The sequence below is a fragment of the Xanthomonas arboricola pv. juglandis genome, from assembly GCF_905367715.1.
Classification (GTDB): domain Bacteria; phylum Pseudomonadota; class Gammaproteobacteria; order Xanthomonadales; family Xanthomonadaceae; genus Xanthomonas; species Xanthomonas arboricola.
Map to the genome: position 1 here is coordinate 518,852 of NZ_HG999362.1, position 15,449 is coordinate 534,300.

Sequence of the window (15,449 nt, forward strand, 5' to 3'; positions counted from 1 at the left end):
ACTGGCGCGGCTTTCGCACATAGGCGACGTTTCGATAACGCCACATCGCCCGATTCCTTTTGACCGCTGGATGCGGCGGTCTTGGCATGCGACGCCGGTTAAGCTGCGTCGCGCCCGGGTGCGCTCCTACGCGGGGGTGTGGCGCTATCGATGCCCGCGTTCTTCGCGTGCACGCACACGGCGGTCGAACAGCAGCGCACTGAGCACGATGCCCAGGCCCAGCACGACGCCGAGCAGGAACAGCACCATCGCAATCGCCGGATAGCCCCATAGCTTCAAGCCGGTTTCGATACGCATCATCTGCGCCGAGGCCATGATCAGCGCCGCAGTCACGATGCCGGCCGCCACGCGGTTGGCGATCTTCTGCAGGCTTTCCATCAGATGCGATTCTTCCAGCCCGGTGACGCGCATCTGCAGGCGGTTTTCCGCTGCCAGCGAGAGGATCTCGGACATGCGGCGCGGTCCTTCGCGCACCAGATGTTGCAGCTCCATCGCCTCGCTGGCCAAATTGGCGGCCGACAGCGACTTTTTCAGGCGCGCGCGCATCACATGCTGCAGGTGGCGCTCGACGACGCGGCGCGTGTCCAGGTGCGGCGACAGCGTGCGGCACACGCCTTCCAGGTTCAACAAGGTCTTGCCGAGCAGGCTCAGCTCCGGCGGCGTGCGCAAGCCGTTGGAGGTGGCGATGCGCACCAGATCCAGCACCACGCGGCCCTCGGAAGTGGTGTCGTGCGCGGCGTAGCGGGCAATCATCTGCCCGGTTTCGCGCTGGTAGCGGTCTTCGTCGTAATCCTCCAGGCGCGTGCTCAGCGCGATGGTCTCTTCGGCGACCTCTTCGCCACGGCCGTCGACGGCGGCGAACAGCAGCTTGAGCAAGCGCTCGCGCAGGCGCGGCGGCACGTGCGCGACCATGCCCAGGTCGAAGATCGCCAGGCGCCCGTCCTGCAGCACGCGCAGATTGCCCGGATGCGGGTCGGCATGGATCTCGCCATGCACGAACATCTGGTCCAGGTAACCCTTGACCAGCTCTGCGGCCAGCTTGTCCATCGGCTGCTCGGTGCGGCGCAGGCCGGAGATCTTGTCCACGCGCACGCCTTCGGCCAGCTGCATGGTCAGCACCTTGCGGCTGCTCAGGTCCCACACCGGTTGCGGGATCCACAACAGCGGAAACGGCTTGAGATGCTTGCCGAAGCGCACCAGCGTCTCGGCCTCGTCCTCGTAATTGAGCTCGGCACGCAGGGTCTTGCCGAATTCGCCCAGCCAGTCGGCAAAGCGCACGCGCCGGCCGATGCCGGTCAGGCGGTCGGCGGCGGTGGCAAAGCTCTTGAGCACGTCCAGGTCCGAGCGTACCTGGGCGGCGACTTCGGGCTTTTGCACCTTGATCGCCACCGGGGTGCCGTCGCGCAGGGCGGCGCGGTGCACCTGCGCCAGCGAGGCGCAGCCCAGCGGCACCGGATCGAAAAACGAGAACGCCTTGTTGACCGATACGCCGAGTTCTTCTTCGATGATCTGGCGGATGCGCTCCACCGGCACCGAACTGGTGTTCTCCTGCATGCGTTCCAGCGCCGTGGCGAACTCCGGCGGCACGATGTCCGGCCGCGTAGACAGCATCTGGCCGAGCTTGACGAAGGTGGGGCCGAGCGCCTCCAGGTCGGAGACGAACTGGTCGGGCGTGCCTTCGGCGGGCACTTCGTACTCGTTGATTGCGGCCGGATCCAGGTTCATGCCGGCGAACACGCCCGACCCGCGATACCGCAGCAACAGGCGCAGGATCTGCGTGCGACGGCTCATGCCGCCCACCACGCCGGTGTCGGCGGGGATCGCGGCCTGGGCCGGTGTGCGGTACGGGTCGTTCGGACTCAAGGCCATCTCCGGCGGTCGTGCAAGAGCGCGAGTGTGGCCAGCGGCGGGTCGTCGGGCGGTGAATCCAGACGTGTTGCCATGGCGTAGTCGGGTGCGGCTCGGGGCCGGCGGGCATGGCCGGATCGTGCGGCCGGCGGGCATCGGCATCACGCGCCAACGGCCGGCAACGGCGTGCAACGGCCTGCCATCACCCCATACGGGCGCAGGATCGGCGAGAATCCACCGCCACTCACGAAGGACCCCCGCATGGCCGGTGCCAGCCTGTTCACCCTGCTCGACGACATCGCCACGCTGCTGGACGACGTTTCCATCCTGACCAAGGTCGCGGCCAAGAAGACCGCTGGCGTCCTGGGCGACGACCTGGCGCTCAATGCGCAGCAGGTCACCGGCGTCACCGCCGACCGCGAGCTGCCGGTGGTGTGGGCAGTGGCCAAGGGCTCGCTGATGAACAAGGTGATCCTGGTGCCGGCGGCGCTGGCGATCAGCGCGCTGGAAGCCTGGCTGCGCGGGCGCGGCTACAACGTGCCGCTGGTGATGCCGCTGATGATGATCGGCGGTGCCTACCTGTGCTTCGAGGGCGTGGAGAAGCTGGCGCACAAGTTCCTGCACAACCAGGACGAGGAAGCGCAGCGGCATGCCGAGCGCACCCGCGCGCTGGCCGACCAGAACGTGGACGTGGTGGCGCTGGAAAAGGACAAGGTCAAGGGCGCGATCCGCACCGACTTCATCCTGTCGGCGGAGATCATCGTGCTGTCGCTGGGCGTGGTGGCCGGGGTGTCGTTCGGCCAGCAGGTCGCGGTGCTGGTGGCGATCGCCCTGGCGATGACCATCGGCGTGTACGGTCTGGTTGCGGCCATCGTCAAGCTGGACGACCTGGGCCTGTACCTGAGCAAGAAGGGCGCGGCGTTGGCGGCGCTGGGCCGCGGCATCCTGGTGGCCGCGCCGTGGCTGATGAAGTTCCTGTCGGTGGCCGGCACGCTGGCGATGTTCCTGGTCGGCGGCGGCATCCTGGTGCACAACATCCCGGCGCTGCATCACCTGGTGCAGGACCTGGCCAAGTCGGCCGGCGGCATGGGCTGGTTGGTCGATGCACTGGGCAACATGCTGGTCGGTGTGATTGCCGGTGCGATCGTGCTGGGCGCAGTGATGCTGTTCCAGAAGCTGCGCGGGAAGCCGGCGGCGCACTGATGCCGTCCCGCGGCGGCCAGGGGAGCCCCTGGCAGCCGCATGGAAGCGGCTGGTCGTGGTGGGAGCCCGGCGGCAACCGAAGGACCTGCGGCGCCTCTGCGTCGTGCGTCGGTGATCCGGTCCGACCGGTCGATGCGGCAGGCCGCGTTCGCGGCTAGTCGGCGCTGATCACCCGATTCTTGCCGGCCGCCTTGGCGTCGTACATGGCGCGGTCGGCACGGCGGATCACATCGTCCTGGGCCTCGTCGAGATGGCGCAGTGCCACGCCGCCGCTGAAGCTGACGAACACGCGCACGTCCTCGTGCAGCAAAGAGCGCTGGGCCAGTGCGCGCTGCAGGCGGATCACCGCCGCGCTGGCTTCGAAGATGGTGGAGTCCGGCAACAGCAGCACGAACTCCTCGCCGCCGAAGCGGGCGATGGCATCGGTGGTGCGCAGCACCGACTTGGCCACGTCCACGGTGTGGCGCAGCGCGGCGTCGCCACCGGCGTGGCCGTGGGTCTCGTTGAGGCGGCGGAAGTCGTCCAGATCCAGCATCGCCACGCACAACGGTTGCCCGCCGCGCTGGGTGCGTGCGGCCTCGCGCTGGAACAGTTCCTCGAAGCCGCGGCGGTTCAGCGCGCCGGTCAGCTGGTCTTCGCGCACCAGCCCGGCCACGTCCTTGAGTTCCTGTTCGAGCGAGGCGATGCGCTGCTCGGCGTCCTCGACCTGGCGGCGTGCGGCCAGCAGTTCGTCGCGCGCGGCCAGTGCCTGCGCCTGCACCCCGGCGGTGTCCTGCAGCACGTCCTGCAACAGCCGGTTGAGGTCGGGAATGCTGCGAGCGTCGCCGATCGCCTGCGAATAGCCGGCAACGCGATCGTGGTACTCGCCGGTGCTGGTGGCCATGCCGTCGAGCCGGTCGACGAAGGACACCATCATCTCGCGCATCGCGGTCTTGGAGTCGGCAATGCCTTGCTTGAGCAGGCCCTGCTTGTAGATGACCTCGCGCAAGGTGCCGCGTGCCTGTTCGATCGAGCCGACATCCAGCGGCCCGGAGATCAGCTGCCGCACCACCGAGATCTGGCCCTGCAGCCAGCTGCGATCGTCGAGCAGTTCGCCGACGTTTTCCAACAACAGGTCGAACAGGCCGAGCAGCAGGTTCTGCTGCTCGCTGGCATCTTCGGCACGCAGGCCGATCTGATGACTCAGTTCGCGCAGGCGCTGTTCCAGGGTGATCAGCTCATGGCCGGGGCGCCAATGGCGCAGTGCCGATGCCAGGGTCTGTGCTTCCTCGGCCAGTTCCGGGCTGCGTTGCAGCAGCGTGGACAGGGCATTGCCCAGCGCGTGCCGCAGCAGGTCGCGCAGTTGCTCGGCTTCGGTGCGTCCTTCGGCCAGCGAGTCGCCGGTGTCGATGGTGCGGATGTACTTGTCGATCAGTTGCCGCAAGGCGCGGCCATAGCCGGGCCAGTCGCCGGCCGCATAGGCCGCGCTCAGGCGCACGCCCATGTCGCCGAGTTCGCCATGCAGGCTGGTGATGCCTTCGGCAAAGGCCAGCAGCAAGGCCTCCGGATGCGCGGCGTGCGAGAACAGGCGCATCAACAGGGCGGTGGCGGCCGCCGGGTCGTGCGCGCCGGACTTGTTCTTGGCCGGCACCAGCTGATGCGCGGCCAGGCCGTGCCCGCCGCGCTCGCTGCCGATCACGCTTGGCAGGGCGGCGGCCGGGCGCGCGCTGTCCGCCCCGCCCCAGGGCAACAGGCGGCGCAGCCCGCCACGTGGGCGGCTTGGGAGTTCAGGCTGGTCTGCCATGCGCCGGGATCTCGGAAAGTCGTGGTGCCATCGCTGGTTATCGGCGCGCAGGCGTCGCGCTTAAGCGGTCTGGGCAGTTCTGCGCAGTTCCGGCGTGCCCGCCCGATGCCAGGCGGTGGGCGATGCGCGACCTGCGCGCATGCCTGAACAAGTCAGGCGGATGATGGCGGGCGCCGCCGTCACCGCCCGCTTTCGGTGCGTTTCAACAACCGCGCACCACGGCAGGGATGTCATCGCACTGCAATGCGCCGCTTATGCCAGTAGGCATGCGCAACCATGCGCAAGGGAATGTAGCTGTCGCAGAAAAGTCAGCACGTATTCACGCATATTTTATTTGCACGGGGTGTAGATTCATCTCAAGGACAACGTGGAGTACGCGCGTTGGCCCCGCTCCTCATTCGTAGCAGGTCGTCTGGCTGAATCGGCAGATGATGGTTGTCGCTTCGCTGTTTTCCGTCTCCACCCACTTTACGACGGACGTTTAGATGGTTGCCATGATGCCGCTTCACGCTACTACCGCACGCTTCGAGCGCAGCACGATGCTCCCCACTCTGAAGAAGAGCGGGCGACCGCGTGATGCACGTGGCCGCTTCATTCGCCATCACGAGCGTCTGCCGGTGTCGCCGGCCGATACCCGCGGCGCCTTGTTCGTGGTGTCGGAGATGGCGGACTTCATCAAGGCGGGCGGTCTGGGCGATGTGGCTGCGGCGCTGCCACGCGCGCTGCGCCATCGCTACGACGTCCGTGTGCTGATTCCCGGCTACCGCGCGGTACTGGCGCGGGCGGGCAAGGTGGAGATCGTCGGCCGGGTGCTGGCGCACGCCGCACTGCCGGCCTGCGACATCGGCCGCATCGTGCAATCGGACGGCCTGCCGATCTACATCCTGCTGTCCAAGGAATTGTTCGAACGTGACGGCTCGCCCTATGTGAGCACCAGCGGCTCGGAGTTCGAAGACAACGCGATCCGCTTTGCCACCTTGTCGCATGCCGCTGCGCAGATCGCCGCCGGCCATGCCGGGCTGGGCTGGAAGCCGCGCCTGCTGCACCTCAACGACTGGCCGTGTGCGCTGGCGGCCGCCTATGTGCGCTGGTCCGGCGGCACCACGCCGTGCCTGTTGACCATCCATAACCTGGCCTACCAGGGCCTGGTGCCGTATTCGATGGCCGCTGCGCTGGGCATCCCGGCCGAGCGTGTGGCCGAGCTGGAGTTCTACGGGCAGATGTCGTTCCTGCGCGGCGGCATCGTGCATGCCGACCACGTCAACACGGTCAGCGTCAGCTATGCCCAGCAGATCACCGGCCCGGCGCAGGGCTGTGGCCTGGACCGCCTGCTGGCCGGCCGCGCCGCCAAGGGCGCGTTGACCGGCATCGTCAACGGCATCGACGCCAGCTGGGACCCGCGTACCGACGAATATCTGGACACGCACTTCAGCGTGAATCAGTGGCAGGGCCGTCAGGCCAACGCCGCGCAGGTGCGCAAGGCCTTCGGGCTGCGCGAGAGCACCGGCCCGCTGTTCGCGGTGGTGTCGCGGCTGGTACATCAGAAGGGCCTGGACCTGATCTGCGAGGTCGCCCCGCAGATCGTGGCGGCCGGCGGCCAGATCGCGGTGATCGGCGGCGGCGAGCCGGAGATCGAGCAACAGGTCGCCGAGCTGACCCGGCGCTATCCGGGCCAGGTCGGTGCCTTCATCGGCTTCGAGGAAGGCCTGGCGCGGCGCATGTTCGCCGGCGCCGACTTCCTGCTGATGCCGTCGCGCTTCGAGCCGTGCGGCTTGAGCCAGATGTATGCACAACGCTTTGGCTGCCTGCCGATCGCGCACGCTACCGGTGGCCTGATCGACACCGTGGATGACGGCGTCACCGGCTTTTTATTCCAGCACGCCAGTGTCGAGGCCTTGCGCCGCTGCCTGGAGCGCGCATTCCGCACCTTCCGCTTGCCCAGCCTGCTGTCGGCGATGCGCCGCGCGGCGATGCTGCGTCCCAGTGGTTGGGATGTGGCGGGCAAGAAATACCTCTCGCTGTACGAACGCACCGCCGCAACCGCTCCCGCGCTTGCGACGGTGTCATGAGCGAACGGCTGGGCGTGCAGGGGCAGGAAACGGAAGCGCCGGTGGTGACCATGGATGGGATGTCGGATCTGGTGCAGAGCGTGCAGGCGCTGGCCGATGGCCTGCCTGCCGATGCATTCGCGGTATTGGGCCCGCATTCCCAGGCAGACGGCCGCCGGCTGGTGCGCGTGCTGGCGCCCGGTGCCGAGGCCATGGGCCTGATCGATCCACGCGGTAAGTTGCTGGCGCGCATGCAGGCTGGCCCGGTCGATGGTGTGTTCGAGGGCACGCTGGCGGTCGAAGGCCCGTATCGGCTGCGCATCGTGTGGCCGGACGTGGTGCAGGAGATCGAAGACCCATACGCCTTTGCCGCCACGCTGGACGAATCCACCCTGCTGCAGATCGCTGCCGGCGATGGCCAGGCGCTGCGCCGTGCCCTGGGTGCCCAGCACCTGCACTACGACGACGTGCCCGGGGTGCGCTTTGCGGTGTGGGCGCCGCATGCGCAACGCGTGGCAGTGGTGGGCGATTTCAATGGCTGGGACGTGCGCCGGCACCCGATGCGCCCGCGCATCGGCGGGTTCTGGGAGCTGTTCCTGCCGCGTGTGGAAGCCGGCACGCGTTACAAGTACGCCGTCACCGCTGCCGATGGCCGCGTATTGCTCAAGGCCGACCCGGTGGCGCGCCAGAGCGAATTGCCGCCGGCCACCGCCTCGGTGGTGCCGGGCGCGGCTGCGTTTGCCTGGACCGATGCCGCCTGGATGGCCGCGCGCGATGCCAGTGCCGCGCCGGCGCCGCTGTCGATCTATGAAGTGCATGCCGCGTCCTGGCGGCGCGATGGGCACAACCAGCCGCTGGACTGGCCAGGATTGGCCGCACAGCTGATCCCCTATGTGCAGCAGCTCGGCTTCACCCATATCGAGTTGCTGCCGATCACCGAGCATCCGTTCGGCGGTTCCTGGGGCTATCAACCTTTGGGGCTGTACGCACCGACCGCGCGCCACGGCAGTCCGGATGGCTTTGCCCAGTTCGTCGATGCCTGTCATCGCGCCGGCATCGGCGTGATCCTGGACTGGGTCAGCGCGCACTTTCCCGATGATGCACACGGCCTGGCGCAGTTCGACGGCGCCGCGGTGTACGAGCATGCCGACCCGCGCGAAGGCATGCATCGCGACTGGAACACGCTGATCTACAACTACGGCCGGCCCGAAGTGACCGCCTATCTGCTGGGCAGCGCGCTGGAGTGGATCGACCACTACCACCTCGACGGCCTGCGCGTGGATGCAGTGGCCTCGATGCTGTACCGCGACTATGGCCGTGCCGAAGGCGAGTGGGTGCCCAACGCGCATGGCGGCCGCGAGAATCTGGAAGCGGTCGCCTTCCTGCGCCAGCTCAACAGCGAGATCGCCACGCGCTTTCCCGGTGTGCTGAGCATCGCCGAAGAGTCCACCGCCTGGCCGGGCGTGACCGCGCCGATCAGCGAGGGAGGACTGGGCTTCACCCACAAATGGAACATGGGCTGGATGCACGACACGCTGAGCTACATGCAGCGCGATCCAGCCGAGCGCGCGCAGCACCATAGCCAGCTCACCTTCGGCCTGGTGTACGCGTTCTCCGAGCGTTTCGTGCTGCCGATCTCGCACGACGAAGTGGTGCACGGCAGTGGCGGCCTGCTCGGCCAGATGCCCGGCGACGACTGGCGGCGCTTTGCCAACCTGCGCGCGTATCTGGCGCTGATGTGGGCGCATCCGGGTGACAAGCTGCTATTCATGGGCGCCGAGTTCGGCCAGTGGAACGACTGGAATCACGATCAATCGCTGGACTGGCATCTGCTCGACGGCGCCGCGCATCGCGGCGTGCAGCAACTGGTGGGCGATCTCAACGCCACCTTGCGTCGCGTGCCGGCGTTGTACCGCGGCACGCATCGTGCCGACGGCTTCGACTGGAGCGTGGCCGATGACGCGCGCAACAGCGTACTGGCATTCATCCGCCACGATCCCGATGGCGGCGCACCCTTGCTGACGGTGAGCAACCTCACCCCGCAACCGCACCACGACTATCGCGTTGGCGTGCCGCGTGCCGGCGGCTGGCGCGAAATCCTCAATACCGACAGTGCCCATTACGGTGGCAGCAACCTCGGCAATAGCGGTCGCCTGGCGACCGAGCCGATGGGCATGCACGGGCACGCACAACGCCTGCGCCTGACCCTACCGCCGCTGGCCACGATCTATCTGCAAGCGGAGAAATAAGAATGAACGAGCGCAACGACACCACGCCGGCATGGGGTGCATGGCCAGCGGGTGAGGGACAGGTGCGCTTCGCGCTCTGGGCACCGGACGCCAAAAGCGTGGAAGTGGTCTTCGACGACGGCGCGCGCGTTGCGTTGCAGGCCGCGCAGGATGGCTTCTTCAGCGCGGTGATCGAATGCGCGGCGGATGCGCGCTATCGCTACAGCGTCGATGGCGGCGAACCGGTGCCGGATCCGGCCTCGCGCTGGCAGCCCGAGGGCGTGCACGGCCCCAGCGCCGTGCAGCGCAGCGATGGCTACGCCTGGCAGAACACCCAGTGGCAGGGACGGCCGTGGGACGAGGCGGTGATCTACGAACTGCACGTTGGCACCTGTGGCGGCTATGCCGGGGTGCAGGCGCAACTGCCGCAGCTGGCGGCGATGGGCATCACCGCGATCGAGCTGATGCCGCTGAGCGCATTTCCGGGCGCGCATAACTGGGGCTACGACGGCGTGCTGCCGTACGCGCCGGTGGAAGCCTATGGCACGCCGGACCAATTGAAGGCGCTGATCGACGCCGCGCACGGACACGGCTTGATGGTGTTGCTGGACGTGGTCTATAACCACTTCGGCCCGGACGGCAATTATCTGCACAGCTATGCCGCCCCGTTCTTCAACGAGGACAAGCCCACCCCGTGGGGCGCGGCGATCGATTTCCGCAAGCCACAGGTGCAGCGTTACTTTCTCGACAATGCGCTGATGTGGCTGCACGAATACGGCTTCGACGGCCTGCGCCTGGATGCGGTGCATGCGATCACCCCGAACGCCTTCCTGGATACCTTGCGGCAGACCGTGCAGGCCAGCCTGCCGGCCGGCCGCCACGTGCATCTGGTGCTGGAAAACGAGGCCAACCAGGCGTCGCAGCTGCAACGCGGCTACACCGCGCAGTGGGACGACGATTTCCACAACGCCCTGCATGTGCTGCTGACCGGCGAAGAGGAAGGCTATTACGCCGCCTTCGCCGACAAGCCCACCGAACACCTGGCGCGCGTGCTCGGCGAAGGTTTCGCCTACCAGGGCGAGCCGGACCCGCGCGGGCATGTGCGTGGCGAGCCCAGCGGGGCGCTGCCGCCGCACAAGTTCGTGGTCTTTGCGCAGAACCACGACCAGATCGGCAACCGTGCGCGCGGCGAGCGGCTGAGCGTGCTGGTATCGCCGCAACGCCTGCGTGCTGCGCTGGCGCTGACCACGCTGACGCCGATGATTCCGCTGTTCTTCATGGGCGAGCCGTGGGGCGCCACGCAGCCGTTCCTGTTCTTCACCGACTTCGGCCCGCCGCTGGACGATGCAGTGCGCGAAGGGCGGCGTCGTGAGTTTGCGCATTTCGCCGCATTCGCCGACGAAGCGCAGCGCGCCACCATTCCCGATCCAAACAGCCACGACACCTTCGCCGCCTCGCGCTCGCCGATCGAAGACGCCGCGCAGGGCGAAGGCGTGCAGTGGACAGCCTGGTTCAAGGCGCTGCTGGGCGTGCGTCGCCAGTGGCTGGTACCGGGGCTTGCACAGGCGCGCGCGGTGGGCGCCAGCGTGCTGGCCGACGGTGCAGTGACCGCCAGCTGGGAACTGCCCGACGGGCTGTGGCATATCGCCTTCAATGTCGGCGCCTCGGCGGTGCCGATGCCGCCGCTGCGTGGCCGCGTGGCGCATGTCGAAAACGTCGCTGCCGACGCGCAGCAGTTGCCGGTCGATGGCTTCATCGCCTGGCACGAGGCGCGCGCATGAGTACCCGCGATCTGAGCAGGAGCGATCTGCATGCGCTGGCCGGCGCGGCCGGGGTGATGGTGGACTGGGTGGATGCCAGCGACCAGCCACGCCAGGTGTCCGACCAATCGCTGCATGCGGTGCTCACCGCGCTGGAACTGCCTGCCGGCACCGCTGCGCAGCGCGAAGACAGCCTGCGTCGTTGCAAGGCGCACGCCACCGAGCCGGCGCCGCTGCTGACCGTGCAGGTGGCCGGGTTGCTGCCGGTGTCGGTCGCCGCCAATGCCAGCGGCCGTTGGCTGGACGACAGCGGCGCCAGCGAGCCGGCGCATGCCGATGCGCAGGGGCAGGTGCGTGCGCCGCAGCGTTTCGGCTACTGGACGCTGCAGATCGGCAGCCTGACCCAGCAGGTCGCGGTCGCCCCGCAACGCTGCTTCAGCGTGGCCGATGCCTGTGGCCTGCCGGCACCGCGTGCCTGGGGCATGGCGCTGCAGGTGTATTCGGCACGCAGCATCGACGACGCCGGCATCGGCGACGCATCGGGCACGGTGGAATGGGTGCGGCATGCCGCACTGGCCGGCGCCGATGCCCTGGCCCTGAGCCCGGTGCATGCCGCGCGCCCGGTCACCGGCGGTTACAGCCCGTATTCGCCCAGCGACCGGCGTTTTCTCGATCCCCTGCATGCCGCACCGGTGCGCGTATTGGGCGAGCTCGCACTGGAGGCGATCAACGAGGTGCCCGGCCTGCGCGAGCGCTTCGATACGCTGCACCACAGCGCCCTGATCGACTGGCCGGCCTCGGCGCAGGCCAAGTGGCAGCTGCTGCGTCATCTCTACACCCGCGTGCCCGCCGATCACCCCGATCTGGCTGCCTTCCGCAGCGAGGGCGGTGAGGCGCTGGAGGGCTTTGCACGGTTTGCCGCGCAGGATTTCGGCGATGGCGATCCGCAACTGCACGTGTTCACGCAATGGCTGGCGGCACGCAGCTGGTCCGATGCGCAACGCGAGGCGCACGAGCGCGGCATGAAGATCGGTTTGATCGCCGATCTGGCCGTCGGTTTCGATCCCAATGGCGCCGAAGCCGCAGCGGCCGCCGACACCGTGCTGCACGGCCTGGTGCTGGGCGCGCCGCCGGACGCCTTCAATGCCGACGGCCAGCACTGGGGCATCGGTGCGTATTCGCCCACCGCATTGCGGCGTAGCGGCTACGCACCGTATATCGCGTTGCTGCGCGCAGTGCTGCGCGACCGCGGCGGCATCCGCATCGACCATATCCTGGGGTTGTTGCGGCTGTGGGTGGTGCCGGAAGGCGCCAGCTCCAACGAAGGCGCGTATCTGGCCTATCCGCTGCACGATCTGCTCAACCTGCTCGCGCTGGAATCGTGGCGGCACCGGGCGATTGTGATCGGCGAAGACCTCGGCGTGGTGCCGCCGGGCATCCGCGAGGAACTGTCCCGGCGCGGGGTGATGGGCATCGATGTGTTGATGTTCACCCGCGACGACGACGGCGCCTTCGTCTCGCCGGCGCTGTGGCGGCCGGATGCGGTGGCCACCACCACCACGCACGATCTGCCCACCCTGACCGGCTGGCGCGAAGGCCGCGATATCGACTGGCGGCGCAAGCTGGAACTGATCCAGCCCGCGCAGGCCAGCGATGACGCCACCGCGCGCAGCAAGGATCTGGCACGCCTGGATGCGGCGGTCGAACACGCCGGCCTCAGCGCTGCGGACGGCCCGCTGCTGGGCGCGCTGCGCTTCACCGCCACCAGTGTGTCGCCCCTGGCCTTGCTGCCGGTGGAAGACGCCCTGGCGCTGCAAGAACAACCCAATCTGCCGGGCACCGTCGAGGTCCATCCCAACTGGCGTCGACGCCTGCCCGATCCCTTGCCGCATGCGCGCCTGAGTACGGCGCTGCAGGGCTTTGCCGAGGCGCGTCGCGTCGCGGCTGTTTCGGAACCGCATCCATGATCGAGCTTCGCGCCACCGCCCGCCTGCAGCTGCATGTCGGCTTCACCCTGCACGATGCGCTCGCGCAGGTACCGTATTACGCCGGCCTCGGCATCAGCCATCTGTACCTGTCGCCGATCGGCACTGCAGTGCCGGGCTCGACGCACGGCTACGACAATATCGACCCGACCGTGGTCAATCCCGAACTCGGCGGCGAAGAGGCGCTGATCGCCCTGTCGCAGGCCGCGCGCGAGCACGGCATGGGCCTGATCGCCGACATCGTGCCCAACCACATGGCCACGCATGCGGACAACGCGTGGTGGTGGGATGTGCTGCGCAATGGCCGCAGCGCCAAGCATGCCGACTGGTTCGACATCGACTGGCGCGCGCCCGGGCGCGACGGCAAGTTGTGGCTGGCGGTGCTGGACCGCCCGTATGCCACCGCACTGGCCGAAGGCCTGATCACGCTGGTGGTGGAGGATGACGGCAGCGCGGCACTGGCGCATTACGACCAGCGTTACCCGATCCGTCCGCAGACGCTGGACGTGCCGGAGAAAGCGGCACGCGCGCAATGGCTGCGCGACTACAACGACGGCGCCAAGCGCGGCGATGGCCGTCTGCACAAGCTGATCGAGCGCCAGCCGTACCGCCTGAACTGGTGGCGTGTGGGTAACGACATGCTCAACTACCGTCGCTTCTTCGATATCACCTCGTTGGTGGCACTGCGCGTGGAGCTGCCGGCGGTGTTCGACGCGGTACATGCACTGCCGCTGCGGCTGGTGGCCGAAGGCCATCTGGACGGTTTGCGCATCGACCATGTGGACGGGCTCACCGACCCCACCGGCTATGTGCGCAAGCTGCGCAGCCGGCTGGATGCGGCCGGCCGCACGCGTGGCCTCAAGCCCGGCACGCTGGGGTTGTATCTGGAAAAGATCCTGGCGCCCGGTGAAGCCTTGCCGGCCGACTGGCCCTGCGATGGCACCACCGGCTACGACTTCATGGACCAGGTCGGCGGCGTGCTGCATGACCCGGCTGGTTTCAAGCCATTGGCGCGTGCCTGGCAAAAGGTGAGCGGGCGCAGTGGCGATTTCGCGCAGGAAGAGCGCAGCGCACGCGACGAGATCCTGCGCGGCCCGCTGCAGACCGAATTCAATCGCGCCGTGGGTGCGTTGTCGGCGCTGGCGCGACTGGACCCGCCCACGCGCGAATTCAGCCCGCAGATGCTGGCGCGCGGCCTGTGCGTATTGCTGCGCTGGTTCCCGGTGTACCGCACCTACGCCGGTGCCAAGGGCGTGACCGGCAGCGAAGCCGAGCGCCTGCGCGCTACCGCCGCGCGTGCGCGCGAGGGCATGCCGGAGTCGATCGTTGCGGCCGTCGACGCGATCGAGCGCTGGCTGCTCGACGATGCCGGCGCCGACCGCGCGCAGGTCGCCTTGCGGCGCATCCTGCGTCGTCGCGTGGAGCAGTTGTCCGCACCGCTCAATGCCAAGTCGGTGGAAGACACCGCGTTCTACCGGCATGGCGTGCTGCTGTCGCGCAACGAGGTCGGCAGCCATCCGACCCACTTCGCCAACGAGGCGGCCGAGTTCCACGCGCAGAATCTCGAACGCGCCAAGCATTTCCCGCGCGCGTTGCTGGCCACCGCCACGCACGACCACAAGCGTGGCGAAGACCTGCGCATGCGGCTGGCGGTGCTATCCGAGCAACCGCGCTGGTGGATCGAGCAGAGCAGCCAGTTCGATGCCTTGACCGAGACGCTGGACTCGCCGGCCTTGGCCGGTGGCGACCAGCAGATGCTCTGGCAGACCCTGGTGGCCGCCTGGCCGATCGGCCTGGGCGCCGACCAGACCGAACCGCTGGCCGAGTACGCCGAGCGCATTGCGCAGTGGCTGCTCAAGGCGGTGCGCGAAGCCAAGCTGCACACCAGCTGGACCGACGGCTCGCCGGCCTACGAGCAGGCCGTGCAGGCCACCGTGGAGCAGGTGCTGTGCAGCCGCGCCGGCTTGCCGCTGCGGCGGGCGTTGCTGCGCGCCAGCAACCACATCGCCGCGGCCGGTGCGCGCAACGCGCTGGTGCAGACCACGTTGCGCCTGACCGTGCCGGGCGTGCCCGACCTGTACCAGGGCACCGAAGGCTGGGATCTGTCGCTGGTGGACCCGGACAACCGCCGCCCGGTCGACTACGCGCAGCGCCAGCAATGGCTGGAGCGGGCGCGCGACTGGAACACGCTGCTGCGCAGCTGGCGCGATGGCGCGGTCAAGGCACGTCTCACCGCATTGCTGTTGCAGCTGCGTGCCGACCATCCGTCGCTGTTTGCGAAGGGCGATTATCAGCCCTTGAGCGTGGCGGTCAGCGGCGATGCGCAGGTGCTGGCGTTCCGCCGCCAGTACCGCGGCCAGTCGCTGGTGGTGGCAGTGACGCGGCTGGGGGCCGGCAACCAGGGCGATGGCGATCTGCCGCTGCTGGTGCCGCCTGCAGCCTGGCGTCAGGCGTCGTTGGCATTGCCGCCCGCCACGTATCGTAATGTGCTCGACGGCAGCACGCTGCAGCCGCAAGGCGGCCGCGTGGCGATATCCACGCTGTTTGCACGTGCGCCAGTGGCAGTGTTGTTGACCCCCTAAGAGAACGCAAGC

General features: G+C 68.3%; 8 protein-coding genes. 6 read left to right on the forward strand and 2 right to left on the reverse strand.

The window, feature by feature from the left end:
* Positions 1-144 precede the first annotated feature (144 nt).
* The gene (locus KHN93_RS02185; protein ID WP_211921826.1) at positions 145-1,869 is read right to left on the reverse strand and encodes an ABC1 kinase family protein; all 1,725 of its coding nucleotides are present in this window, start codon (positions 1,867-1,869) and stop codon (positions 145-147) included.
* Between the two features lie 240 nt (positions 1,870-2,109).
* On the opposite strand from KHN93_RS02185, the gene KHN93_RS02190 reads away from it, so the two are divergent.
* Entirely contained in the window at positions 2,110-3,051 is a 942-nt protein-coding gene (locus tag KHN93_RS02190; RefSeq protein ID WP_053046019.1) for a DUF808 domain-containing protein, read from the forward strand.
* 154 nt (positions 3,052-3,205) lie between these two features.
* Here the strand turns inward: KHN93_RS02190 and KHN93_RS02195 are convergent, their stop codons facing one another.
* Positions 3,206-4,834 (reverse strand): GGDEF domain-containing protein, encoded by a 1,629-nt coding sequence (locus KHN93_RS02195; RefSeq protein ID WP_039811774.1) that lies wholly within the window; start codon positions 4,832-4,834, stop codon positions 3,206-3,208.
* Positions 4,835-5,319: 485 nt separating this feature from the next.
* Between KHN93_RS02195 and glgA the strand changes: the two genes are divergently transcribed.
* Genes glgA through treY form a run of 5 tightly spaced genes read left to right on the forward strand, consistent with a single transcriptional unit; the run spans position 5,320 to position 15,437 of the window.
* Complete coding sequence (gene glgA, locus KHN93_RS02200) at positions 5,320-6,903, forward strand: glycogen synthase GlgA (protein ID WP_026064138.1); 1,584 nt, start codon at positions 5,320-5,322, stop codon at positions 6,901-6,903.
* The gene (locus KHN93_RS02205) at positions 6,900-9,131 is read left to right on the forward strand and encodes a 1,4-alpha-glucan branching enzyme (RefSeq protein WP_211921828.1); all 2,232 of its coding nucleotides are present in this window, start codon (positions 6,900-6,902) and stop codon (positions 9,129-9,131) included. The genes glgA and KHN93_RS02205 overlap by 4 nt, the downstream gene beginning before the upstream one ends.
* 2 nt (positions 9,132-9,133) lie before the next feature.
* A complete protein-coding gene (gene treZ / locus KHN93_RS02210) occupies positions 9,134-10,891 on the forward strand; it encodes a malto-oligosyltrehalose trehalohydrolase (RefSeq protein ID WP_047127917.1) in 1,758 nt (585 codons plus the stop codon).
* The gene (locus KHN93_RS02215) at positions 10,888-12,837 is read left to right on the forward strand and encodes a 4-alpha-glucanotransferase (RefSeq protein ID WP_211921830.1); all 1,950 of its coding nucleotides are present in this window, start codon (positions 10,888-10,890) and stop codon (positions 12,835-12,837) included. Before treZ ends, KHN93_RS02215 begins: the two co-directional genes overlap by 4 nt.
* Positions 12,834-15,437: a malto-oligosyltrehalose synthase gene (gene treY, locus KHN93_RS02220; RefSeq protein WP_211921832.1), complete on the forward strand. Its 2,604-nt coding sequence runs from the start codon at positions 12,834-12,836 to the stop codon at positions 15,435-15,437. Before KHN93_RS02215 ends, treY begins: the two co-directional genes overlap by 4 nt.
* The last annotated feature ends 12 nt before the right edge of the window (positions 15,438-15,449 follow it).